Raw genomic sequence first — 24853 nt, 5'->3', positions numbered from 1 at the left:
ACCAGAACCATGCAACGTATCATGCTCAAGTCCAAGCTGCACCGCGTTACCACCACGCATGCTGAGCTGCACTACATCGGCTCTTGTGCCATCGACGAAAACCTGCTGGAAGCTGCCGATATCCGTGAATACGAGGAAGTGCAGATCTGGAACGTCAACAATGGCGAGCGCTTTGCCACCTATGCCATCAAGGCTGAGCGCGGTTCCGGTGTCATCTCGGTGAATGGTTCGGCTGCGCGCCGCGCCGCGCCGGGCGACTTGCTGATCATCGCCTCCTTTGCCCAGTATGAAGATGCCGAACTGGTCAATCACCAGCCCAAGCTGGTGTTTGTGGATGAGAACAACCAGATGACGGCGCTGGATAACAAGACACCAACCCAGCCGGCCTGAGTGCGGGTAGTCTCCTCAAAAAACGATGCTGCGGCATCGTTTTTTGATGGCTGGGATGAATTTGGTAATATTGCTTATCACTGTCTATAGTTCTTAAAAAATCATTCGCACCAGTCTGACCGGCTGGGCTGCATGCCGCCCCCACATTCAGGAGATCGACATGAACAGCATACTGCTTGGCGGTTGCCTGTGTGGCGCGGTACGCTACCGCGTGCATGGCCAGCCTTTTCATGTCACACACTGCCATTGCGTCAGTTGTCGCAAAGCCAGCGGTGCTGCATTTCTTACCTGGTTTACCGTACGCCTGATCGAGCTGGAATGGCTGAGTGAAAAGCCGGTGTACTATCACTCATCAACGGCGGTGCAGCGCGGCTTTTGCCCGCATTGCGGTGCCACCTTAAGCTACCAGCATGAGTCGGACCCGGACGATATCGACATCACGGCAGCCACGCTGGATGTACCGGAACAACTGGTGCCGGAATTCCATACCTGGTGGCAGGAGCATCTGGGCTGGGGGGAGCCGGCCGAGCAAGCCGCGTTGCCGGTGCATCCCCGCAGCCATGATGGCGTCTGACTGCCTGCTTACAGCAGGGCTTTGGATGACACAATCACACCGTCTTCATCGGCATACAGCCATTCACCCGGTGTAAAGGTGACACCGCCAAAGCTTACCGGCAGGTCGCGCTGGCCTTCGCCGCGCTTTACCGATTTCAACGGATGGGTATTGAGTGCGCGGATGCCCAGTGGCAGCGCGTTCAGTGCCACCGAATCCCGGATGCAGCCGTAAATCACCACTCCTTCCCAGTGATTGGCCACCGCCAGGTCGCCAATCTGGTCACCCAGCAGGGCGCAACGCAGCGAACCGCCACCATCCACCACCAGCACCTTGCCATGGCCGTCCTGAGCCAGGGTTTCGCGTACCAGGGTGTTGTCTTCAAACAGCTTAAGGGTGGCGATCTGGCCGGCAAAGCGGGCATGGTTGCCATAGCGCTGGAACATGGGGTCGACCACACGCACCTGGCCTTCGTTGGCATCACACAAATCGGTTGTCAGAAAACTCATTTTCTCTCCTTTGCTTTTGCTGGTTTATTGGAAGTCGGCAGCGCTGTCGGCAGCCATGAAAAAGCCGCCTTGCGGCGGCTTGTCGGCATGATCAATCGAGGCGGAGCGGGACAAACAGCGTGTTGTCCTGACGCCGAACCAGCAAGGCTATCTTGCCATGTGCGCTGGACAGTGCGCTCTCGAAACTCTTCACCGTGGTGATCTCGTTCTGGTTCAGGCCCATGATCACATCACCATGTTGCAGGCCGGAACGCGCCGCTGCACCTTGCGCCTTCTGCACCAGCAGGCCGCCATTCAGGCCCAGTTCGGTACGCTGGCGCGCGGTCAGTTCGGTGACGGTCAGCCCCAGTTTGCCGAACTGGTAGTTCTGCGGCGCGGCCTCATCCTGCTGTTTGGCCTGGGGGCTGACTTCCGGTGCCAGTTCGCCCAGTGTGGCCTGAATGGTTTTCTCTTCGCCCTTGCGCCATACCGACAGCTTTACTTTGGCACCTGGTTGCAGTGAGCCAACCATCATCGGCAGGTCTTTGGAGCTTTCGATATTGCGGTCATCCATTTTCAGGATGATGTCCCCGGTCTGCAGACCGGCCTTGCCGGCCGGACCTTGCGGATCTACCCGCACGACCAGCGCACCACTCGGGCGGGGCAGGCCGAAGGACTGTGCCAGCTCCTGCGAAACCTCCTGAATATTGATGCCTAGCTGACCACGGCTGACCTTGCCCTTGGCCTTGATCTGCTCGGCTACACTCATGGCCAGATCAATCGGGATGGCAAAGGAAATACCCATGAAGCCACCGGAGCGGCTGTATATCTGCGAATTGATGCCAACGACTTCGCCACGCAGGTTGAACAGCGGTCCGCCAGAATTGCCGGGGTTGATGGCCACGTCGGTCTGGATGAAGGGAACGTAGTTTTCATCAGGCAGACTGCGACCCTTGGCCGACACAATGCCTGCGGTCACGGTGTTTTCAAAGCCGAAGGGTGCGCCAATAGCGGCTACCCATTCGCCCACCTTCAACTGGGACGGGCTGCCCACCTTGACCACCGGCAGGCTGGAGGCATCCACCTTCAGCAGGGCCACGTCGGTACGTTTGTCCAGGCCGACCAGTCGTGCTTTCAGCTCGCGCTTGTCGGTCAGCATCACCTTTATCTGGCTGCCGCCGCTCACCACGTGGGCATTGGTCATGATGTAGCCGTCATCGCTGATGATGAAGCCGGAACCATAGGACACGCTTTCTTCCGGTGTCTGGTCTTGCTGGTTGGGCTGGTTGGGAATGAAGCGCTTGAAAAAGTCGAATAGCGGGTCGTCTTCCGGTACCGGGAAGGGCAATTCACTTTGCTGTGGTGCTGCCTCTGTGCGGTTGGCCTGAATGTTTACCACTGCCGGGCCGTCACGTTCGACCAGTTGGGTAAAGTCAGGCAGCAACATGGCGACACGCCCGTCCGACTGCGCAGGCACGGCCACCGGGGCCGGCTGGCTCTGCTTGTGGAACAGGCTTTCGATCTTGTCGCAACCCGAGAGCAACGACGCAGCCAGAAGGGCGCCGACAATGGGGCGAAGATACGGAGTCACAGAATTATCCTTTCGGGGAAGCTTTCAGACCGATATCGGGGCGATTCGCTGTATTTCCAGGGAACTAAGGCCAGACTGCAGCAGGCCACAATGATTCAATCATACCGGTTTTGCCGGATATTCACATAGGTCGGCAATGACGCAACGATGGCATTCCGGCTTGCGTGCCTTGCATACATAGCGGCCAAGCAGGATCAGCCAGTGGTGGGCGTCTACCTTGAATTCAGCCGGTACGTAACGCACCAGTTTGTCTTCAACCTCTCGCACGTCCTTGCCAGGTGCCAGCCGGGTGCGGTTGGATACGCGGAAAATATGGGTATCCACGGCAATGGTAGGGTGGCCGAAGGCCGTGTTGAGCACCACATTGGCGGTTTTGCGGCCAACGCCGGGCAGGGCTTCCAGTGCTGCGCGGTCATCGGGTACTTCGCCACCATGCTTTTCCAGCAATAAACGACAGGTGGCGATGACATTCTTGGCTTTGGTACGGTACAGGCCGATGGTCTTGATGTAATCGGCCAGGGTTTCCTCGCCCAGCGCCAGCATGGCCGCCGGGGTATTGGCCACCGCATATAGCGGGCGGGTGGCTTTGTTGACACTGACATCGGTTGCCTGGGCCGACAGCAAGACGGCAATCAGCAGCTCGAACGGCGTGCGGTATTCCAGTTCCGTCGTGGGCTTGGGCGTGTGCTCGCGCAGGCGGCGGAAGATTTCGTAGCGCTTGGTGGCATTCATGTTGGTCGGCCTGGGGCGGGTTTGGTACTTGGGCTGCCGGTGCACAGAGAGTGGCGGGCAGGCCTGCTATTGTAGCGCAGTCCTGGCCAAGCCCGCGCAGTCTGCGGTTTCTACGTGCGGGATGGAGGAGACAGCAGCAGCCAGTCCAGCAACGGTGCACACGCACTAAGCAAGATCAGGCTGGCTGCCAGCACGCCGCCGATGTCTATCCAGCCGCCTTGCAGGCTCAGACCACCGCAGAGCAGCCCCGCAGCCACACCATGCAGCAGTCTGCCACGCGGGGTAATGGGGCTACTGTTGCCATCCGTCATCACCCAGCCGCTCAGCAGCCACAATGCAGGCTGCAGCAACATCCAGCCGGTTCCCAGCGGCAGGCTGAGCAGCAGGATCAGCACCAGGCCTGTCGCTGCCTGCCAGGCCAGCAGATGTCGCCAAGCCAGCCATAGGCAGCCCAACAGCAAGGCTAGTGACAGCGGCAGATTGGTAACCGGCAGCGCGGTCGGCAACCACGGTGCCAGCAGAAGCAGGCTGACCGTGACCGGATGGAAGGGGCCGTTGCTTAACTGGCGCAGCAGAACGGCTGCCAGGCAGGCCGCGATCAACACCACCGGAGAGCTGGTCGCTGGCAATAGCAGGCTGAGCAGTACTGCGCTTAGCAGGCTGCTTGCTTGCTGCCAGGCTTGGGCGACGGTCTGTTTGCGCAGGTAGAGACAGGCCATTTCCCCTAGCAGGCTGCAGGACAGGGCTAGCAGCAGGCTGAACAGTGCCGGTCCGCCATGCTGGGCCAGCCAAACCAGTAGGCCCGGCAGCAAGGCCAGCAGCGCCTGACGCTGGCGGCTGGCCTGGATCGGTGCAAGACGTATCGTGGTGGACATCATGTGTTCTCCGGGCCGTTTGGCTTGTCGGTCGGGGCGGTGTTGTCTTGTCGCCCCGCCTGCTGCGCTGCTTTCTGCGCGGCAGCACACTGCATGGCGGCGGCGATCAGGGCTTGCTTGTCCGCATCCATGCTGGTGGGTGCGCTGGCAGTCTGTGCTGACTTCTGCGCGGCGGCCCGCTGCATGGCGGCGGCGATCAGGGCTTGCTTGTCCGTATCCATGCTGGTGGGGGCGCTGGCGGCCTGCGCTGACTTCTGCGCGGCAGCACGTTGCATGGCGGCGGCAATCAGGGCTTGTTTGTCGTTAATGGCGTTGGCTGTCGCAGGCGGTTGCTGGGTATCCGCACTGGCCGCCTTGGCGGCATCCTGCGCTGCCTTGCGGGCGGCGGCACGTGCCATGGCCGCATCAATGGCGGCCTGACGGCTGGCCGCCATGGCAGCGGCGCGTGCATCCGCCATGTTGTCGTCACTATGGCTGGTGGCTTGCTTTTCCTGATGCTGGCTGTTGCGCTGCGCGGCCCGTGCCATGGCGGCGGCGATGGCTGCCTGTTTATCTGCGGTAGCGGTGGTGGCCTTGGCGGCTCCTTGTGGCGTACTGGCTGCCTGCTCGCGCTTTGCTGCCTGTTCTGCCGCCCGTTCTGCCAGTCGCTGGGCTTTTTCTTGTTTGTCCCGTTGCAGACGGAGCTGACGAAAACGATGCCGCAGCCTGGCTTGGTCTGCCACCTGTTGCTGCTGCTGTGCGCTGCGATATTGCTGGGCGCTGCGGCGGAATTGCGCCAGTAACGGCAGTTGACTGGGGCAGACTGCGCTGCATAAACCACACAGGCTGCAATCTGTCAGTCCCCATGTCAGTGCTTGTGCCGTGTCCTGCTGGCTGCAGTGCCAGTAGAGTTCCTGCGGCTGCAGTTGATTGGGGCAGATGCGTGCGCAATCGCCACAACGGACGCAGTCTTGAACTGAGGCTGCCGTTGCCGGTGCGATGGCTTGCAGGCAGTTGCTATGCCAGTGCAGGCCAAGCGCATTGGCCTGGTCGGCAGGCAGGGTGTAAGCACGCAAGCTGCCGCCGTGGCCGATGTCCTGGCCGATAGCTGCGCCGGCATTGTCCATGACATGGCTGAGCGGGGTACCCAGCAATGCCTGTACATTGCCTGGCCGCGCCAGCTTGCCGCTTATGCTGACAATGCGGCTGATACAGGGCTGTCCTTGCAGAATGGCGGCACCGGCGGCGGCAACGGCATCTACTGGCAGGCACAGGCTCAGACGGGCTTCTTCCGGTTGGGCCAGCAGGGTGCGCAGGGTTGCTTCATCTGCTGCCGGGTAGGGGGCAGTTATGGTGGCGATCTGCCAGTGGCGCCCGGCCACGGCGGTGTGCATGGCTTTGAGGGCAGCATGCTGTTGTTGCTGGATGGCAATGACCGTGCGTGCGGGCTGCAATACCTGTTCCAGCATGGCAATGGCCGCCACCACAGCGTCTGCCTGTTCGCTCAGCAGTGCGCTGATGGCAGCCAGTCCGGGTTCGTCTTCGACGGCATTGATAATCAGCAAGGGTAGAGCTTGCTGTTGCGTGGCCCATTCCAGTGGCAGCAGTGGACCGTGGCTGCCGGTAACCCCCATTTCCTGCAGTTGCAGGGCAAGGTCGAGCCGGGTCAGCGGTGCCGGGGAGGCCGGGTGCAGTGGCAACGCGGTGTCGAGGCCGTCTGCTTCCAGTATCAGGCTGTTGGCCAGCGGTGTGCCGGGCAGGGCCTGCACTTGCTGGCGGATGGCAACAATACGGCCAGATGTTGGCGCATGCAGGGCGATGCCGTATTCACTATCGGCATCGGCCAGCCGCTGGTATTTCAGTACTTGCTGGCCAATGCTTACGCAGGGCTGGCTGTCTTGCAGCGCCAGCACCAGCTGCGAAGGAAGCGGCAGGGTGCGCAGCGGAGCAGGGGGATGATCTGCTGTCGGCAGGGGCAGTCTGAAGCCGCCTGACCAGGAGACAAAGCGCCTCATCGTGTGGCCTCGCTCTTTACTGCCTTGATGGCAATCACCGGGTAGCCCCAGCGCCAGTCTGTCGGCGGCGTGGCAGGGCGCATGCTGATGCAGTCCACCGGACAGGGAGCCAGGCAGAGTTCACAGCCGGTGCACTCATCCGCCAGTACGGTATGCATCTGTTTGGCCGACCCCAGAATGGCATCAACCGGACAGGCCTGGATGCACAGGGTACAGCCGATACAGGTGCTTTCATCAATCAGGGCGATGGCCTTGGGTTTGCCGGCCGGGGTATCGGCGGCAAATGGCAGATAGTCCACCTGCAGCAGTGCGGCCAGTTTGTGGATGCCTTCCTCGCCGCCCGGTGGGCAACGGTTGATGCGGTCTTCCCCCTTGGCCAGGGCATCGGCATAGGGTTGGCAGCCGGCATGGCCGCATTGGCCGCACTGGGTTTGCGGCAGGATGGCATCGATGCGTTCAGCCAGCGGGCGTCGATCGTCAACGGCGGGTTGTTGATGGGCGGCAAGATGACGCAACAGGCGCAGCAGCAGGATGCCGGCCAGTAACAGCAGGATGAACTGGATGGCAATACTCATGACAGTTGGGCTCCAAGGCGGTGCAGGGCCAGTGCCAGCAGCAACGCACATGCCAGCAAGGCAGGCTGGCCACGCAGCGCTGCTGGCAGATGGCAGCGCGCCAAGCGTTGCGGCAGGGTGGCAAACTGTGCCAGCAACAGGCTGAACAGTAGCACCGGCAATAGGGGAAGCAGGCCGGCCGCCAGCGTAGCGGAAGGGGTGGCAGAGCAGAACATGGGCAGGCCCAGCAGCAGATTATCCAGCCACAACCAGTACCAGCGCAGGCCGAGCCAGCGTGTCTGTGCCGCCGCAACGTGCAGCAGGAGTGCATTTAGCAGTAGCGGGCAGACTGTGCCGACCAGCAGTGCGGGCCACAGAGCGTGACTGCTGCCGTTTAGCTGGCCAGCCATGGCTAGCAGGATGGTAGTCAGCAGCAGGCTGATCAGACAGGCCAGTCCGGTGGCGGCTGCTCTGAGCAGCAGACGGCCAGCATCATTGGCCTGCCGCTGGCTGAGATGCTGGCAAAAGGCCAGTGCGACCAGTAGTGGCAGATAAAGCCCAAAATTCATGGCTGGAAAACCCGGAAAGCAAAACCGCAAAATTATCCGGGTTTCGTGGCCGCTTCACAACCTTGCCCGCCACGTGGTGGTGCGCAATCTGTTGCTCAGGGCAGATGCTGACCCAGCCAAGCCTGCAGTTTACGGGCTTGGCGTAGTGTTTCCTTCAGGATGCGGGCGTCCAGTGTTCCCAGTTGCTGCGGGTCAATCAGATTGTCCAGACGTGCGCCGTTTTCCTGACATGCCAGTTGGTGGCGCAGGCGCAGATCTTGCAGGAAACGGGCGCTGTCGGCAAAGCTCTGGCAATCGCTGCTGCGCAGTCCTGGTAGATCTGCGGCTGCGGTAAAGCGCTCGCAGGTGCGGCTGGCCGCCGAGCCGGCCTGTAATGCCAGAATGCGGGCTGCGTCGACAAACAGGTCCAGCGCTGGCTTGAGATCAAGCTTGTCATCCTGATTGGTTTGCAGGCGGCCACTCCAGCCCAGCGGTGGCTGATAACTGCGGGCACTGCGGCTGAGTGCCCGCAGTACGGTGGGATCGGTGGCGCGCTGACGCAGCGCGCTGGCCAGTTCCAGCCCCAAGCCATGCTGCCCCCAGGCCGGGCGCATATCCAGATACAGACCGACATGACCGGCACTATCCGGTGACTGCATCAGCTGACTGATAAAGGTATCGCTCCAGTCCTCAAACGACAGGCAATGGCTGGGGTTGCCAGCCATGACGCCATGGCTGCACAAGGGAATGCCGCAGGCGCTCAGTGCCGAGCAGATACGCTGGGCAATGGCGGGTAGCTGCTGGGAAAGTTGCTGCCGGCGTAGCGGGCTGCTGCTGCGAAATACCAGCCCGCTGTCCTGATCGGAGGTCAGTGTGTTCTCCTGGCGGCCACTGCTGCCAAATTGCAGCCAGCAGATTTCCACATCCTCCAGCCCGGCTTCACCCAGATGCAGCTGACACAATCGTGCCAGCAACTGGTCGTTGAACAGGCTGAGCAGGCGGGTGCAGGCATCCGCATCCATCCCCTGCTTGAACAGGGCGACGACCTGACGGCGGAAGGTGGCTGCCACGCCGGCCAGCGCCGCAGTGCTGTCGCAGCGGCCCAGGCGTTGCAGCATCTCTTTCATGTCCAGCCGCGACAGGCGATACAGATCGTGTTCGGAAACAATACCCACCAGCGTGCTGCCTTCGCACACCATGACGTGGCGCTCACCACTTTGCACCAGCGCCAGCATGGCTTCGCTGGCCAGTGCGCTGGGGGGGAGGATGCAGCCAGGCTGGCGCATCATGTCCTTCACCGGGGTATCGTCGCCCCGGCCTGCCAGATGTGCGCTCAGTAAATCACGCAGGGTAAACAGCCCAAGCAGGCGTTGTTCCGGGCTGGTGATCACGACCGAGCCCACGCCCTCCGTCTGCATCTGCTCCAGAAGCGGGCGCAGGGCGGTTTCTGGTCGGCAGGTGACCGGTGGCCGCTGGATGACGGCAGACAGCGGTGTATGCAGGCTGAGTCCCTGGCCACCCAGTGCCGAGGGGTGCAGCTGTCTGGCACGAGACAGCAGGTTGGCCAGACGCTGGGTACAAAACAGCTGAAAAGCAGGTGCTTGGGCACACAGCGCGACAAAGGCTGCGCGTGGCAGCTGCAACACCATGCAGTCGCTGTCGGCGCGGTAATGGTTGCTGACCGGGCGTTGTGCCAGCAGGGCGCCTAGCGGAAACATATCGCCCTGTCCCAGCATGGCAAAAGGCTGGCCGCTATAGATGTCTTCTGCCAGTACCTGGCCGTCCACCACGATGAACAGCTGGCTGGCTGGTCCGGCCTGCGGGCTGGTCAGGCTGCTACCGCGCGAAAAATGTTGTCGGCGTGCATGACTGGCCAGTAAGGCCAGCTGTTCTGCTGTCATGGCGGCAAAGGGTTCGTGCAGGAGCAGTGCCTGCCAGTCGGCCGGAAAGGGGGTGGGCATGGTTGGGCTCCGCAGTTGGCCAAAACGGCGTTCAATATAAAGATGGCATACCGGGCCGGATATTGGGGAAATCCGCTTTCTTCTGGCATTGACCTTGGCCGTACGGGGTATCGGCGGGCGCTATGCTGCCGTAGCGCCCTGGCTGGGGGCAATGACTTTATCCATGTGGTTGGAGATTTCTCGGAATAAAACCCGCATGGGCAGTAGGTTTGACGGCCCGTGCATTCAGGCAGAAAGATTAAGCTGCTTGTCTTGTGTTAGATGGCTAGGTGCCTTGGCGCAATGCCGGTATGGCCATATTGCCTAGCGTATTGGCAGATCATATTAGCCGACATTGAACGCCGGGGCGGCTAATGTTTTGCACTGCAGCAAAAACGGCAATGCCTTATCATGGCGGCTTCACCATCTTTTACTGATATTGCCCATGATCGTTCGTTCCTCCCTCAGCTGGTTCCGTCTGCTATTTGTCTGGCATGGCTCGGTTTTGCCGCGCATCCTGCCACGGCTGTTGCTGGTCTTGCTGATTGCGGTGCTGGCAGCATCGGTGCGCCATTGGTGGCTTAGCAGTTTTGGAGACTCTGCACTCAGCATTCCCACCTTTACACTGCTGGGGGTGTCGCTGGCGATCTTCCTTGGTTTTCGCAATTCGGTTAGTTATGACCGCTTCTGGGAGGCGCGCAAGCTGTGGGGCGGCTTGCTGATTGTCAATCGCTCGATCTCCCGGCAACTGCTGGCGGCGCTGCCACGCCATCCGCTCACTGCCGAGGCTGCAGATTTGCAGTGTGCCTTTGCCTATGCGCTGAAAGCACAGCTGCGCCAGGAACACGATTGCCAACACCTGCTGCGCTTACTGCCTGCTTGTCTGCAGGATGAAGTGTTGGCTGCCCGGTTTGCGCCCGCCATCATTCTGCGACGCCTGGGGGAGCTGATCCTGCAATTGCAGCGTGAAGGCTGCATCAGTGAGTTGCAGTGGCATGCGCTGGACCAAAAGCTGAACACCATGTCGGAAATCCTGGGCGGTTGCGAACGCATCGACACCACACCGATTCCTTATACATACCGTGTGCTGTTGAACCGTACGGTCACCATTTACAGCTTGCTGCTACCCATGGGGCTGGTCAGCAGCATAGGCTGGCTGACGCCGCCCATTGCGGTATTCATTGCCTACACCTATCTGGCACTGGAAGTGATAGGGGAAGAGCTGGAAGAACCGTTTGGCCGTGAAGGCAATGATCTGCCACTGGCCGCGCTGTGTCATACCATCGAATCCGCAGTGCGGGAGATGCAGGGGCTGCCGGTTGGGGTGGAAGCGCCACAGCCAGAAGGGGTGTATCTGCATTGAGTCATCCTCAATGACTGTTGTGAGATGCCTGTGCGATGCGGCCAGTTTGGCACCATAAAAAAAGCCCGGCTAAATCGCCGGGCTCAAGGTCAGTGTGCTCCTGAAACTGTTTACAGCGGATTCTGCAGCTGGCCCAGAATCTGCGGGTTTTCCAGTGTGGAAACGTCCTGGGTGATTTCCTCGCCCTTGGCAATCGAGCGCAACAGGCGGCGCATGATCTTGCCGGAGCGGGTCTTGGGCAGGTTTTCGCCAAAGCGGATGTCGTCCGGCTGGGCAATCTTGCCAATTTCGTGGGCCACCCAGTTTTTCAACTCGGCAGCAATCTTCTTGGCGTCGTCGCCTTCCGGACGCGCGCCCTTCAGCACCACAAAGGCCACCACGGCTTCACCCTTCACTTCGTGCGGCTTGCCCACCACGGCAGCTTCTGCCACCAGCGGATTGGCCACCAGCGCCGATTCGATTTCCATGGTGCCCAGACGATGGCCGGATACGTTCAGCACATCGTCGATACGGCCCATGATCCAGAAGTAGCCGTTTTCGTCACGGTTGGCCGAGTCGCCCGCCAGGTAGTACTGGCCGTTGAATTCGTCCGGGAAGTAGGTTTTCTTGAAGCGGTCCGGGTCGTTCCAGATCGTGCGCACCAGGGACGGGAAGGGCTTCTTGATCACCAGGAAACCGCCACGGCCCGGCTCTACCTGAGCACCGGATTCGTCCACGATGTCGGCAATGATGCCCGGCAGCGGCAGGGTGCAAGAACCCGGCTTGGTGGGTACTGCACCCGGAATCGGCGCAATCATCGCCGAGCCGGTTTCGGTTTGCCACCAGGTATCCACGATCGGGCAGCGGCCACCACCCACTACTTCGTAATACCACATCCAGGCTTCCGGATTGATCGGCTCGCCCACAGTGCCCAACAGGCGCAGGCTGGACAGATCGTATTGCTTGGGCAGGTCGTTGCCCAGCTTGATCAGCGAACGGATGGCGGTCGGTGCGGTGTAGAAAATGCTGACCTTGTGCTGCTCGATCATGCGCCAGAAGCGGCCAGCATCCGGATAGGTCGGGACGCCTTCGAATACCACCTGGGTGGCACCGATGCCCAGCGGGCCATAGCAGATATAGGAGTGACCGGTGATCCAGCCCACGTCGGCGGTGCACCAGTACACATCATTCGGTTTGTAGTCAAAGGCCCAGCGGAAGCTGTTGATGGCGCCCAAGAGATAACCGGCGCTGCTGTGCTGGATGCCTTTGGGTTTGCCGGTGGAGCCGGAGGTGTACAGAATGAACAGCGGGTCATCCGCCAGCATCCATTCCGGTTCGCAGGCTTCGGCCTGGCCTTCCACCAACTTGTGCCACCAGATGTCGCGGCCTTCGGTCCACTGTGCGCCACCATTGGTGCGCTGGTAAACCACAACATTTTGTACCGATTCGCAGCCTTCCAGGGCCAGCGCTTCGTCCACGGTGGCCTTCAGCGGAACGGTCTTGCCACCACGCAGGCCTTCATTGGCAGTAATCACCAGCTTGGCACCGGCATCCTGAACACGGTCACGTACGGCACCGGCGGAGAAGCCGCCGAATACGACCGAGTGGATGGCACCGATACGGGCGCAAGCCTGCATGGCAACGATGGCTTCAATCACCATCGGCATATAGATGACCACACGGTCGCCCTTGCCAATGTCCAGGCTCTTCAGACCATTGGAAAACTGGCAAACGCGGCGGTGCAGTTCGGAATAAGTGACACGGGTTACTTCGCCATCATCAGCTTCGAAGATCAGGGCAATCTTGTTGGCGTTCAGCGGCAGGTGACGGTCCAGGCAGTTGTAGGAGACGTTCAGAACGCCATCGTCAAACCATTTGAAGAAAGGTGCGTTGCTGTCATCCAGAACCCGCGAGAAGGGCTTTTTCCAGGTGATCAGTTCGCGGGCAAGGTCCCCCCAGAACGACAGGTAGCTGTCATCAGCCTGTTCGCACAGTGCGTTGTAGGCCTCCATGCCCGAAACCGTAGCCTTGTGGCGGAAGTCGTCGGACGGCGGAAAGCTACGGGTTTCCTTCAGAATGGATTCGAGAGTGGACATTACCTTCTCCTTGTATGTCTTGTAGTGCTGTAGCCGCATCCCGCAGGATGCGGCCTCAGGTGAAACGATTAGTGCTTGGAGGCACCAGTTGCGCCGATACCAGTCATGGAACGGACAAACTGAGCATCGAATTTGGCTTTTTCTTCTTCAGCCGAGCGGGATTTGTCTGTCACCGAGAACAGCCAGGTGCTGACGAAAGCCAGGGTGATGGAGAAAATGGCCGGGTTCTTGTACGGGAACAGGGCTGTCGGGTGCTTCATGATGTCAACCCATACTGTCGGTCCCAGCACAATCAGCAGGATGGCCGAAGCCAAGCCAACAAAGCCACCGATGACCGCACCGCGAGTGGTCAGACCCTTCCAGAACATCGACAGGAACAGAATCGGGAAGTTGGCAGAAGCCGCGATGGAGAAAGCCAGACCCACCATGAAGGCAATGTTTTGCTTCTCGAACACCAGGCCCAGCACAATGGCAATCACACCCAGTACAACGGTGGTGATCTTGGATACGCGGATTTCGTCAGCTTCGTTGGCCTTGCCCTTCATGATGACGGAGGCGTACAGGTCATGCGATACGGCAGAGGCACCAGACAGCGCCAGGCCTGCTACAACGGCCAGGATGGTGGCGAAAGCAACCGCAGAGATGAAGCCCAGGAACATGTCACCGCCCACTGCATTGGCCAGGTGGATGGCGGCCATATTGCTACCACCGATCAGCTGGTGTACTTCCTTGCCGTTCTTGGTCACGGTTTCCATCATGCCCGGCTGATTCAGTACCAGCATGATTGCGCCAAAGCCGATGATGAAGGTCAGGATGTAGAAGTAGCCGATAAAGCCAGTTGCGTAAAATACCGACTTGCGGGCTTCCTTGGCATCAGACACGGTAAAGAAGCGCATCAGAATGTGCGGCAGACCGGCAGTACCAAACATCAACGCCATGCCCAGTGAGATGGAATCCACTGGATCGGCCTTGCCCGGTGCCATGATGGCAGCGTGCTTGGCGTGTGCGGCCACGGCTTTCTCGAACATCATTTCCGGGCTGAAACCCACGGTGGAGAGCACCATGAAGGCCATGAAGGAGGCACCACACAGCAGCAGTACAGCCTTGATGATTTGTACCCAGGTGGTAGCCAGCATGCCGCCAAACAGTACGTAGCACACCATCAGGATGCCTACCATGATCACGGCGGAAGAGTAGCTCATACCGAACAACAGCTGAATCAGCTTGCCAGCACCCACCATCTGCGCGATCAGGTACATGGCGACCACCATCAGGGTAGAAGTGGCAGCAAAGCTGCGTACCGGAGTTTGTTGCAGGCGGTAGGAGGCCACATCGGCAAACGTGTATTTGCCCAGGTTGCGCAAACGCTCAGCCACCAGGAACAGGATGACCGGCCAGCCCACCAGAAAGCCGATGGAGTAGATCAGGCCGTCATAGCCCTTATCAAACACCATGGCGGAAATACCCAGAAAGGACGCCGCCGACATATAGTCACCGGCAATGGCCAGGCCATTCTGGAAACCGCTGATGCCGCCACCGGCCGTGTAGAAGTCCGAGGCGGAACGGGTACGGCGGGCTGCCCAGTAGGTAATGCCCATGGTAAAGGCCACAAACACCACAAACATGATAATGGCGTGCCAGTTAGTGGCCTGCTGTTTTACATCACCTTCAATGGCGCCGGAGGCAAATGCCAGGGCAGGGAAAAGCGATAATGCAGCCAGAGCGAGAGAGCCAGTGCGTTTTGTCATTGTTGTGCCTCCTCTACGATCTCGCGGTTGAGCTGGTCAAACTCGCCGTTGGCTTTACGCACGTACAGGCCGGTCAGCACAAAAGCGGAAAGAATGATCAGAATCCCTACCGGGATACCTACAGTCATGGTCATGCCGGGGCCGAGCGGTGCGCCCAGCGTAGACGGCGAAAATGCCAGAATCAGAATGAAGCCATAGTAAATGACCAGCATTACGATGCTGAGCTGCCAACCCAGGCTTGTCTTCTTGTGAACAAGCTCTTTGAACTTCGGGTTGGACTGTACTTTCTTGAGTACGTCCTCGTTCATTGCATCCTCCTTTGTCGTAACGATCGTCTGACCGCTGGAGGAAACATAAGGGACGAAAGCCCGCGCCTGCTAATCGCTTTTTTTGATTGATTAAATTTGCCAGACGGATGTTGCAATGCAAAAAATAATAATAAACAATGAGTTGCAGTGGTATTTTTACTCGATTTACCATGTTGCGGCTGCGGGTTTTTTTGAAAAAATTACGCGAAAATGTTGTGGAACAGCGCGTAATGACCGCAAAATGTTGTCCACGATAAGGTCGGTAAAACAGACGAATGTAGTCCGTTCGCTACAGGCAGGGAGAACAGGCCGTACATGGAAATCTATCAGTTGAGGACCTTTGTCACCGTAGCCCAGCAAGGGCACCTGACGCAGGCTGCAGAGTTACTGCATTTATCCCAGCCCGCCGTGACTGCGCAGATCAAGGCACTGGAAGAAGAAGTTGGCATGCCCTTGTTCGAACGCACCGCCGGTGGCGTCACCATGACACGGGCAGGGCAGGAACTGCTGCCCCAGGCACAGTCCATCCTGGCTTCGGCTCGGGAAATTATCAATCATGCCAAAGGCCTGAAAGGGCAAACCGGAGGTAAGGCACTGATTGGCCTTACCCTGACGCCAGCCACCCTGAAAATGGGCGAGTGGGTAGCGGCGCTCGTGGAAAAATACCCGCTGCTCGATTTGCGGCTGCAGCACGGCGTGACCGGTGAAGTTCTTAATCTGGTGCGTAAGAAAGAGCTGGATGCCGGCTTCTATCTGGGTAAGAACCCCTATGTCAACGTCAATACCGTACTGTTGACCAATCTCCCCTTCCGCATTGTGATCCCCAAAAACTGGGATAGCCGAATCGACTTGACCAACCATAAAGATCTGGGGCGTTTGCCGTGGATTGGCCTGTCTCAGTTCTCCAGCCTGTCCAAAATTACGGCTGAACTCTGGCGAGAACTGAATATTTCGCCGAAAAAAGTGGCGGAAAGCGACAATTTGGCCTCCATTCTGGAACTTGTAGCCTGTGGTGTAGGCATCGCGCTGGCCCGGGAGGAGGAAGCGTTGGAATGGGAAGCCGCTGGGCGATTGACGGTTGTCCCCGGTGTGCGCAAACTGGCCGAGCTGCAGTTCGTCTATCCCTCGGACCGAGTGGGTGACCCGATTCTGGAGGCACTGCTGCAGGAGTTGATCCGTGTCTGGGCACTCAGCCCGGGCGCTGCACATTGAGTGTTGTCCAACTGACAAGGACGATTCATGGCCTACGAGTGGTTTGCCAGCGCTTTCCAGCGTTACCTTAGCACCATGGAGTTGAGCCAGCGCCGCCTGCTGGATGCCCAGCAGGATGCCTGTTTGAGCTGGACAGCCGCCTGGCTGCCCGGTTACCCGCTGGCCGATGCCGATTTGCAAAGCCGTATCGATGGCAGCCTGCTTGGCGGCGTATCCCTGCTGCAGGCACAGGCTGATAATCATCGGGACATGATGCTGGCGACGGAAAAGTCCCTTAATGACATGCATCGACGCCTGCTGCAGCAACTGGAGCAGTCTGGCAACCACCCATCTTTCAGTGTGATGAAGCAGGCTTTGCAGCTGGGACAAAGTTCTGGCAGCGCGGTCAGCAAAATGAGTCGGCAAGTCGGCCATTTTGCTGCCACCAGCTTCTCCTCAGCCTCACTCAATGCTGCCCGTGACATGCGCCGGGTCTGGCGGAAAAAACCCTGATCATCTTCAGGTGTTTATCTGACTGGTCCACGACTAGAATCGGGCCATGCAACCCTTTTCCTCCCTGACCTTTGGTCAACGTTTTCTGGAACTGCCACCGGCCTTCTATCGCCGGGTGCAGCCTCAGGCGCTCAGTGAGCCGTATCTTGTTGCGGCAAATACTTTCCTGTGTGCAAGGCTGGGCATCCAGCCGGATACGCTAGCCCAGCCAGCAGCGCTCGCACTGTTGTCCGGCAATCGGCTTGCTGATGGCATGCAGCCCATTGCTGCCATGTATGCCGGGCATCAGTTTGGGGTGTATGTACCCCAACTGGGTGATGGCCGCGCGCTATTGCTGGGCGATACATCAGACGCTCAGGGCCAGCGCTGGGAATGGCAGCTTAAGGGGGCTGGGCTTACCCCGTTTTCACGCATGGGTGATGGGCGCGCCGTATTGCGCTCTACTATTCGGGAATACCTGTGTAGTGAAGCCATGCATGGCCTCGGCATACCCACCACTCGGGCGCTGGCCATGACCGGCTCGCCCGATCCGGTTTATCGCGAACAGCCGGAAACCGCAGCCGTCCTAACCCGTCTGGCAGAAAGCTTCATTCGCTTTGGCCATTTCGAAGTGTTCTACCATCGTGGTCAGCATGAGGAAATCCGTGTGCTGGCAGATTTTCTCATCCGCCATCACTTTCCAGAGTGTGCGCAACAGCATCAGCCATATGCCGCATTGTTTTCCGACATTGTCGGCAGAACGGCGCATCTTATTGCCCAGTGGCAAGCGGTTGGCTTCTGTCATGGTGTGATGAACACCGACAATATGTCTATTCTGGGGCTGACGCTGGATTACGGCCCTTTCGGCTTTATGGACGGTTTTAACGCCGCGCATGTGTGCAATCACAGTGATCATGCCGGACGCTACGCCTACAACCAGCAACCCCAGGTTGGCCTGTGGAACCTGCACTGCCTGGCCTCGGCATTTCTGCCGCTGGTGAGCGAAGAGCTCTTGCTGGAAGCGCTCTCCAGTTATCGTGAACAATACGCGCAACACTGGCTTGACCTGATGCGCAATAAACTGGGTCTTGCCGTGCCAGTAGAGGGGGATGAGGCGCTGATCGAAGCACTGCTGCTGGCCATGCATGCGCACCAGACGGATTACACGGTCTTCTTCCGCCGCTTGGCTGACTTTGCGGCTGGCGAAGACAATGCCAGCTTGCGGGATCTGTTTCTGGATCGCAGCCTGTTTGACGATTGGGCCAAACGCTACGCGGCACGGCTGCTGCTTGAATCAAGGCCCGCTGCTGCACGCCGGCTAGCCATGCAGGCCAGCAACCCCAAGTACATTCTGAGAAATTATCTGGCAGAACAAGCCATACAAGCTGCACAACAGGGTGATTTCTCCCAGATTTCCAGCCTGCATGATTGTCTGCAGCGTCCTTTCGATGAGCAGCCCGAATACCAGGTATATGCCGCCGAGCCACCGGCTTGGGCACAGGATATTAGCGTGAGCTGCTCTAGCTAAACATATGCCAGCTTTTATACCGGATGTGCATCTCGTCTGATGCGTATCCGGTCCAGTTCCATTCCCTGTGGTGCACACACCGCGCCGTTGATCTCTTTCTTCTGCCTGTCCAGTCATCCTGATGCGATGCGTGGGCAACAGTCTCGTCCCAACGCCTGTCTATTGAATGCTTTGAAATGTTCAGAGTGAATCCCCACATCTCTGTCGCATTTTCTTAGTATTTTTTTTGTTCTTAAGTTAAATACACCATCTTTAGTTCGTGTTTTCTTATTTTTCCATTTGTATTCTTGATATTTCCTATTGATTAAAAGCTAAGTATATATTTTTTATTTTAATAAATAATGTCTGACATTTTTGACGGTTTTGGATACTTGTATGGCAGATTGATTCGTATTAATTTTTATTGCACCGTAATGATTGGAACCATTGGAGGTGTCAATGAAAATTGCCAAGGCAGATGTATTTGTCAGCTGTCCCGGAAGAAATTTTGTCACGCTGAAAATTACAACCGAAAGCGGTTTGGTAGGCATCGGTGATGCAACCCTCAATGGGCGCGAATTATCAGTGGCTTCATACTTGCAAGATCACCTATGTCTTCAATTAATTGGACGAGACGCCCAGCAAATTGAAGATATCTGGCAGTATTTTTATAAAGGAGGATATTGGCGGCGTGGCCCGGTCACCATGGCAGCAATTTCAGCCATTGATATGGCGTTGTGGGACATCAAGGGAAAAGCTGCAAATATGCCCCTATATCAATTGCTGGGTGGTGCCTCCCGCCAGCAAGTCATGGTGTATTCCCATTGTACCGGTAGCACGATCGATGCGGTGCTGGATGACTACGCCAGACATCAGGCAATGGGCTTTAAGGCAATTCGTGTGCAGTGTGGTATTCCCGGCATGGACTCCACCTATGGTCTGGCCAAACGAAAAGGCGAGGCTTACGAACCTGCAAATAAAGGAAGTCGCCCAGAAGAACAATTATGGTCGACAGAGAAATATTTGAATTTCATACCTAAGCTATTTGACAAGATTCGTAGCCAGTTTGGTGAGCATGGTCACCTGCTGCATGATATTCACCACCGTCTGACACCGGCAGAAGCCGCACGTTTTGGAAAAAATGTTGAGCCATATCATTTGTTTTGGATGGAAGATCCTACGCCAGCTGAAAATCAAGCCTGTTTTCGCTTGATCAGGCAGCATACGGTAACGCCAATTGCCGTGGGCGAAGTTTTTAACAGCATCTGGGATTGTAAACAATTAATTGAAGAGCAATTGATTGATTATATCCGTACCACTGTGACACACACTGGTGGAATAAGTGGAATGCGGCGCATTGCTGATTTTGCTTCGCTATATCAGGTGCGCACGGGATCCCATGGCGCGACTGATCTATCTCCAGTGTCCATGGCAGCAGCTCTGCATTTTGACTTGTGGGTTCCAAATTTTGGTATTCAGGAATATATGGGCTATTCGGACGCCATGCTGGAAGTTTTCCAGCAGAAATGGGTGTTTGAGGACGGGTATATGCATCCAGGTCAGGCAGCAGGCTTGGGGGTGGATTTTAATGAAAAGCTGGCTGCAAAGTATCCTTATGAAGCCGCTTGTTTGCCTATAGCGAGGCTTGAGGATGGCACGGTGTGGAACTGGTAAACAAGGAGATAAGCTGATGAGAAGCGTAGTCATTACCCAGCCAGGGGTGTTGGGAATACAGCAACGTGATATTCCACAACCGACCAGCGATGAAGTGCGAGTAAAAATAAGATATGCCGGTATATGTGGTTCTGATGTGCATATTTATCGTGGGCATAATGCATTTGTCAGATATCCACGCGTAATTGGGCATGAATTCTATGGTGTCATTGATCAGGCTGGTAGCAATGTAGCGCAGAGTAGAGTCGGTCAGCATGTGGTAGTGGACCCGGTAGTCAGCTGTGGTCTGTGTTATCCCTGCTCGGTTGGACGACCAAATGTTTGCTTGAATTTGCAGGTGATTGGTGTGCATCGTGATGGTGGCTTCAGTGAATATGCTTGCGTGCCGGCGATGAATGCCTATGTTGTTCCTGAAGTCATACCCGCATACCAGGCAGCACTTGTTGAGCCGTTCAGTATTGCTGCCAATATTACGGCGCAGTTAAAACCAGTTGTAAATGATGTGGCGCTGGTTTATGGGGCTGGCCCCATGGGCCTGGCTACTGTTCAGGTTTTGAAAGCAGTATATGGCCTTACTCATATTGTTGTAACTGATCGTGTGTCTTCAAGATTAAAGCGTGCGCTTGAATGTGGTGCCGATGCAGTTGTGAATAATCAAAATGACAAGTTGCGGGAATATTTTGATGAACTCGGGCTGGCACCTACCCTGTTAATTGATGCTGCTTGTCATCCAGCTATATTGCAGCAGGCTATCGAACTGGCATCACCTGCCGGGCGTATTGGTATGATGGGATTTTCTAGTGATGAATGTATCGTTAGACAAAAGGATATTACCAGTAAAGAGCTGTCCATTTATTCATCAAGGTTGAATAGTGCACGTTTTCCTCAGGTGATTGCATGGATGGCAGAAAATAAATTGAGACCGGATCTGCTGATAACGCATCAACTTGGTTTTGATCAGGTGGAAGATGCATTGCACTTGTTTGAGAGTGACCCATCGGCATGTTGCAAAATTTTACTGGAATTCCCATCTTGAGCTGTATTTATTTTGAATGCTGACTGATATGTTTGGGAGTAGGTACAATGGATTCGGTAAAAATATTGGAAACAAAAGATGTTGGCGATAAGACTTCAGGCTTGGTTAAAGCTGCGTTGTCTGGATGGCTAGGTACAGCTTTGGAGTTTATGGATTTTCAGCTTTACTCTTTAGGGGCGGCGCTGGTGTTCCATGAAATATTTTTTTATGGACAGAGTAAGGCGATGGTGTTGATTTTGGCGATGGGTACTTATGGTGCTGGCTATTTTTCGCGTATTGTTGGTGCTTTTGTGTTTGGTCGTATGGGCGATTTGGTTGGTAGAAAGAAGGTGTTATTTATTACCATTACCATGATGGGGATTTGTACCACCTTGATTGGTGTGCTGCCTACGTATGCACAAATTGGGATGATGGCACCTGTCTTGCTGGTGGTGCTACGTATTGTTCAGGGCTTGGGCGCAGGTGCGGAAATATCAGGTGCTGGTACCATGCTGGCTGAATTTGCACCAGTGGGACGGCGAGGTATTATTTCCTCGCTGGTTGCAATGGGAACCAATTGCGGCACGCTGGCTGCAACTGCAATTTGGGCGCTGGTGTTTTATATATTTGATCGACAGCAATTGATGGATTGGGGCTGGCGTATACCTTTTCTTTCCAGTGCGATTTTCATGCTTTTTGCGATCTGGCTACGCACCAATCTGAAAGAGAGTCCGGTATTTGTGCAAGAACAGAAAGCGCAGGCCAAGGACGATGTGCCAGCCAAAAGTCTTGAGGATAATAGTAGTATTTTATCCATATTTCGCAGTTCATCTTTCTGGATTGCCACTGGCTTGCGTTTTGGTCAGGCGGGGAATTCTGGACTAATTCAGATCTTTCTGACCGGTTATCTGGTGCAAACCTTATTGTTTGATAAAAGCATTCCAACAGATGCCTTGATGATTAGTTCTGTGATTGGCTTTGCCAGTATCCCTTTGCTTGGTTGGCTTTCGGATATATTTGGCAGACGCCTGCCTTATATTGTGCTGAATGTGATGTCTATCATGCTGGCTTACCCCTTGTTGTCTTTGATTGTTGAAAAAGATCATGGGTTTGATCTCATCGTTATTTGTATCATCGTCATTCATAATATTGCTGTATTGGGTTTGTTTGCTTTGGAAAACATTACGCTGGCAGAGTTGTTTGGTGCCCGTCAGCGTTTTACCCGAATGGCTATTTCCAAGGAGGTAGGTGGTCTGGTTGCTGTGGGATTTGGCCCCGCGCTGGCGGGTATCTTTTGTCATGTCAGTGGTAGTTGGTGGCCAATTGCTGCGATGATCATGGCTTATTCTGCAATTGGCCTGCTGGCTGCACTGAAGATGCCGGAAGTGAAAGACCGGGATCTGAATCTGGTGCTGGATGCGGTGGAGCAGTCGGCACGGCGCTAAGCCGTCAGTATTGCTTATTTTCCAGCGGGCCTTCGGTGTTAGCGCCATATTTCTGTGGATACTGCCATGAGTCAGACAATTAATTCTTCCGCCGTGTATCAGCCTGGCTATGCGCGCCAGAAACTGCGACCGAGGTTGTTGCACTTGGGGTGTGGCGCATTTCATCGTGTCCATCAGGCGGTTTATACCGATGCATTGGCAGGTGGCCATGGCAGTGACTGGGGCTATTGTGAAGTCAGCCTGTCCGATTCCAGCGGCACGATTACGGCTCTCAAGCAGCAGGATTTGTTGTACTCGGTATCTGAAATGGATGAATCTGGCTGGCATTGCCGGGTAATCGGGGTGTTCTGTCAGGCGCTTTCTTTGCCTGAGGATGGGTTGGCTGCTGTGCTGGAGGCGCTGGCGCATCCGGATCTGGCGGTTGTAACACTGACCATTACCGAGAAAGGCTATTGCCACCTGCCTGCTTCCGGGAATTTACAGCTCGATCATCCTGCCATTGTGCATGACGTGGCTTACCCCATGCAGCCGCAATCGGCCGCTGGTGTGTTGCTGGCTGGGCTGCGTCTACGCCGTCAGCGTGGTCTGCCGCCCTTTGCTGTGTTGTCCTGTGACAATATGCCAGCCAATGGCGAGGTGACGCGTCAGGTGCTGTTACAGCTTGCCGGTTTGCAGGGTGATGATTTCGCCTGGTGGGTGGCTGAGCATGTTGCCTTTCCTTCCTGCATGGTGGATTGCATTGTGCCCATGGTTACCGTAGATACCCGTGCACGTATTTCTGCCTTGCTGGGTGGGATTGATGATCCGGCAGGGGTGGCGTGCGAGCCATTTCGGCAGTGGGTGATTGAGGACAACTTTCCGCAAGGCAGGCCTGCCTGGGAGCAGGTTGGCGTGCAACTGGTCGCCGATGTGCGTCCATTTGAAGAAATGAAGTTGCGCATGCTGAACGGCAGCCATTCTTTTTTGGCCTATCTGGGCTATCTGGCGGGCTACGCCTGTATCAGTGATTGTATGCAGAATGCTGAGTTGGTGTGTCTGGTTCATCATCTGATGCTGCGGGAGCAGGCGGTGACGCTGGCAAATTGTCTGCAGCCCGCGTCGGATTATGCGGCCAGTGTATTGCAGCGTTTTCGTAACCCCACCTTGCAGCATCGAACCTGGCAAATTGCCATGGATGGCAGCCAGAAATTGCCGCAACGCTTGTTGGCGCCGATTCGCTACCACCTGGCACAAGGCAGCCGGTTTGATTGCCTGGCACTGGGGTTGGCTGCATGGATGTGCTATGTGTGCGGTGTGGATGAACACGGCCAGCCGATTGATGTGCGTGATCCATTACATGCAGAAATTTCTGCATTGGTGGCAGGCAGTGCGCCGGGGATGGGCAGGGTGCGGGCGCTATTGCAACTGGAGCAGGTGTTTGGCAGTGATCTGCCGCGCAATGCGCATTTTGTTACCGTGTTGAATCACTATGTGCAGCAGCTGCAGCAGCATGGGGCCAAGGCTTGCATTGCCCGTTTGTGTGCTGAGCTGGGTGTTGCTGGTGTGGCCAGCTGAGTGGCTAACGGTCCTGACATCATGCTGATAAAGCCATGTGCCTGTGCTACCGCCATGTCGTGGTGACGCTTTTGTACTCTGCTAGTATGCGGTGCTTATCCACCCTGATGGTTGCCTTGCATGACAATACCTACGCTGCTGACCAGCTTGCTGCCGGTGAATCAGCAGATTTTCCGTCTGTTGCGACAGGATATCGTGACTGCCCGGATATCGCCGGGCGTGCTGTTATCCGAAAAGGAAATTTCAAGTCGTTTTGCTGTGTCGCGTCAGCCCGTGCGTGAAGCTTTCATCAAACTGGCGGAAGCCGGGCTGGTGCAGATTCTGCCGCAGCGTGGCACCTTGGTGGTAAAGATTTCAGTGCGAGAGGTGGCGGAAGGCAGTTTTATCCGGCAGGCGGTGGAGTGTGCGCTTGCCCGGAGGCTGGCAGAGCAGATCAGCGCTGCGCAGTTGCTGGCACTGGAGCACAATCTGCATCAGCAGCGTTTGGCCGCCCAAGAAGGGCAGGCTGATGCCTTCTTGCTGCTGGATGATCAGTTTCATCAACTGCTGGCCCGCTTTGCCGGGTGTGAACTTGCCTGGCAAACCATTGAAAGCATCAAGGCCACCATGGACCGGGTGCGTTTTCTTAGCCTGGAGGCCGTGTCACCTCCGGAGGTTCTGATTCAGCAGCATGCGCAGATCGTCATCGCCTTGCAGGCGCAGGATGCCGATGCTACCGAAGCCGCCATGGCGGTGCATCTGCAAGAGATTGGGCGTTCGGTTACGGCGATTGCCAGCCAGCATGGTAGTTGGTTCATTGACTGAATCATCGGATTT

22 protein-coding genes are annotated in these 24853 nt (G+C 56.7%); 11 read left to right on the top strand and 11 right to left on the bottom strand.

What is annotated here, in order from left to right; translation table 11 throughout:
* The first annotated feature begins 9 nt into the window (after positions 1-9).
* Together panD and ACODR9_RS07515 are read left to right on the top strand one after the other, a co-directional pair.
* On the top strand, positions 10-390 hold the full coding sequence (gene panD, locus ACODR9_RS07520; RefSeq protein WP_488808550.1) for an aspartate 1-decarboxylase: 381 nt from the start codon (positions 10-12) through the stop codon (positions 388-390).
* A gap of 160 nt (positions 391-550) precedes the next feature.
* Positions 551-964, top strand: coding sequence for a GFA family protein (locus ACODR9_RS07515; RefSeq protein WP_488808549.1), 414 nt, complete (start codon positions 551-553; stop codon positions 962-964).
* An 8-nt stretch (positions 965-972) separates the two neighbouring features.
* On the opposite strand, the gene rraA is transcribed toward ACODR9_RS07515, so the two are convergent.
* From rraA to ACODR9_RS07475, 8 genes are all read right to left on the bottom strand, one after another.
* Positions 973-1452 (bottom strand): ribonuclease E activity regulator RraA, encoded by a 480-nt coding sequence (gene rraA, locus ACODR9_RS07510; protein ID WP_488808548.1) that lies wholly within the window; start codon positions 1450-1452, stop codon positions 973-975.
* Between the two features lie 91 nt (positions 1453-1543).
* Positions 1544-3022, bottom strand: coding sequence for a DegQ family serine endoprotease (locus ACODR9_RS07505; protein WP_488808547.1), 1479 nt, complete (start codon positions 3020-3022; stop codon positions 1544-1546).
* A 99-nt stretch (positions 3023-3121) separates the two neighbouring features.
* Positions 3122-3754, bottom strand: a complete 633-nt coding sequence (gene nth, locus ACODR9_RS07500) for an endonuclease III (RefSeq protein WP_488808546.1) — start codon at positions 3752-3754, stop codon at positions 3122-3124.
* Between the two features lie 110 nt (positions 3755-3864).
* A complete protein-coding gene (locus ACODR9_RS07495; protein ID WP_488808545.1) occupies positions 3865-4632 on the bottom strand; it encodes an RnfABCDGE type electron transport complex subunit D in 768 nt (255 codons plus the stop codon).
* A complete protein-coding gene (locus tag ACODR9_RS07490) occupies positions 4629-6623 on the bottom strand; it encodes a 4Fe-4S dicluster domain-containing protein (RefSeq protein WP_488808543.1) in 1995 nt (664 codons plus the stop codon). The genes ACODR9_RS07495 and ACODR9_RS07490 overlap by 4 nt, the downstream gene beginning before the upstream one ends.
* Entirely contained in the window at positions 6620-7198 is a 579-nt protein-coding gene (gene rsxB, locus ACODR9_RS07485; protein WP_488808542.1) for an electron transport complex subunit RsxB, read from the bottom strand. Before rsxB ends, ACODR9_RS07490 begins: the two co-directional genes overlap by 4 nt.
* Positions 7195-7746, bottom strand: a complete 552-nt coding sequence (locus ACODR9_RS07480) for a hypothetical protein (RefSeq protein ID WP_488808541.1) — start codon at positions 7744-7746, stop codon at positions 7195-7197. Before ACODR9_RS07480 ends, rsxB begins: the two co-directional genes overlap by 4 nt.
* A gap of 95 nt (positions 7747-7841) precedes the next feature.
* Positions 7842-9686 carry a DUF294 nucleotidyltransferase-like domain-containing protein gene (locus tag ACODR9_RS07475; RefSeq protein WP_488808539.1) on the bottom strand — a complete coding sequence of 615 codons (1845 nt, stop codon included), beginning with the start codon at positions 9684-9686 and terminating at the stop codon, positions 7842-7844.
* Positions 9687-10110: 424 nt separating this feature from the next.
* Here ACODR9_RS07475 and ACODR9_RS07470 point away from each other — a divergent pair, with 424 nt between their 5' ends.
* Positions 10111-11028, top strand: a complete 918-nt coding sequence (locus tag ACODR9_RS07470; protein ID WP_488808538.1) for a bestrophin family protein — start codon at positions 10111-10113, stop codon at positions 11026-11028.
* 110 nt (positions 11029-11138) lie between these two features.
* Here the strand turns inward: ACODR9_RS07470 and acs are convergent, their stop codons facing one another.
* The 3 genes from acs to ACODR9_RS07455 all read right to left on the bottom strand — a co-directional run bounded on the left by acs (position 11139) and on the right by ACODR9_RS07455 (position 15159).
* Complete coding sequence (gene acs / locus ACODR9_RS07465) at positions 11139-13103, bottom strand: acetate--CoA ligase (RefSeq protein ID WP_488808536.1); 1965 nt, start codon at positions 13101-13103, stop codon at positions 11139-11141.
* 68 nt (positions 13104-13171) lie between these two features.
* On the bottom strand, positions 13172-14851 hold the full coding sequence (locus tag ACODR9_RS07460) for a cation acetate symporter (RefSeq protein WP_488808534.1): 1680 nt from the start codon (positions 14849-14851) through the stop codon (positions 13172-13174).
* Positions 14848-15159: a DUF485 domain-containing protein gene (locus ACODR9_RS07455; RefSeq protein ID WP_159878567.1), complete on the bottom strand. Its 312-nt coding sequence runs from the start codon at positions 15157-15159 to the stop codon at positions 14848-14850. The genes ACODR9_RS07460 and ACODR9_RS07455 overlap by 4 nt, the downstream gene beginning before the upstream one ends.
* A 315-nt stretch (positions 15160-15474) precedes the next feature.
* On the opposite strand from ACODR9_RS07455, the gene ACODR9_RS07450 reads away from it, so the two are divergent.
* The 8 genes from ACODR9_RS07450 to ACODR9_RS07415 all read left to right on the top strand — a co-directional run bounded on the left by ACODR9_RS07450 (position 15475) and on the right by ACODR9_RS07415 (position 24841).
* Positions 15475-16371 (top strand): LysR family transcriptional regulator, encoded by an 897-nt coding sequence (locus ACODR9_RS07450; protein ID WP_488808532.1) that lies wholly within the window; start codon positions 15475-15477, stop codon positions 16369-16371.
* 27 nt (positions 16372-16398) lie between these two features.
* Positions 16399-16863: a hypothetical protein gene (locus tag ACODR9_RS07445; RefSeq protein ID WP_488808531.1), complete on the top strand. Its 465-nt coding sequence runs from the start codon at positions 16399-16401 to the stop codon at positions 16861-16863.
* A 46-nt stretch (positions 16864-16909) separates the two neighbouring features.
* Positions 16910-18370 carry a protein adenylyltransferase SelO gene (locus ACODR9_RS07440; RefSeq protein WP_488808529.1) on the top strand — a complete coding sequence of 487 codons (1461 nt, stop codon included), beginning with the start codon at positions 16910-16912 and terminating at the stop codon, positions 18368-18370.
* A gap of 438 nt (positions 18371-18808) precedes the next feature.
* Positions 18809-20023: a D-mannonate dehydratase ManD gene (gene manD / locus ACODR9_RS07435; RefSeq protein WP_488808528.1), complete on the top strand. Its 1215-nt coding sequence runs from the start codon at positions 18809-18811 to the stop codon at positions 20021-20023.
* A 16-nt stretch (positions 20024-20039) separates the two neighbouring features.
* A complete protein-coding gene (locus ACODR9_RS07430; RefSeq protein ID WP_488808527.1) occupies positions 20040-21059 on the top strand; it encodes a Zn-dependent oxidoreductase in 1020 nt (339 codons plus the stop codon).
* Between the two features lie 47 nt (positions 21060-21106).
* Positions 21107-22483, top strand: coding sequence for an MFS transporter (locus ACODR9_RS07425; protein ID WP_488808526.1), 1377 nt, complete (start codon positions 21107-21109; stop codon positions 22481-22483).
* Positions 22484-22549: 66 nt separating this feature from the next.
* Positions 22550-24037 (top strand): mannitol dehydrogenase family protein, encoded by a 1488-nt coding sequence (locus ACODR9_RS07420; RefSeq protein WP_488808525.1) that lies wholly within the window; start codon positions 22550-22552, stop codon positions 24035-24037.
* Between the two features lie 120 nt (positions 24038-24157).
* Positions 24158-24841, top strand: coding sequence for a GntR family transcriptional regulator (locus ACODR9_RS07415; RefSeq protein ID WP_488808524.1), 684 nt, complete (start codon positions 24158-24160; stop codon positions 24839-24841).
* Positions 24842-24853 lie beyond the last annotated feature (12 nt).

Source organism: Aquitalea sp. FG25 (assembly GCF_057809375.1).
Note: the sequence above shows the minus strand (reverse complement) of the source record. Positions and strands in the feature narration are given on the sequence as shown.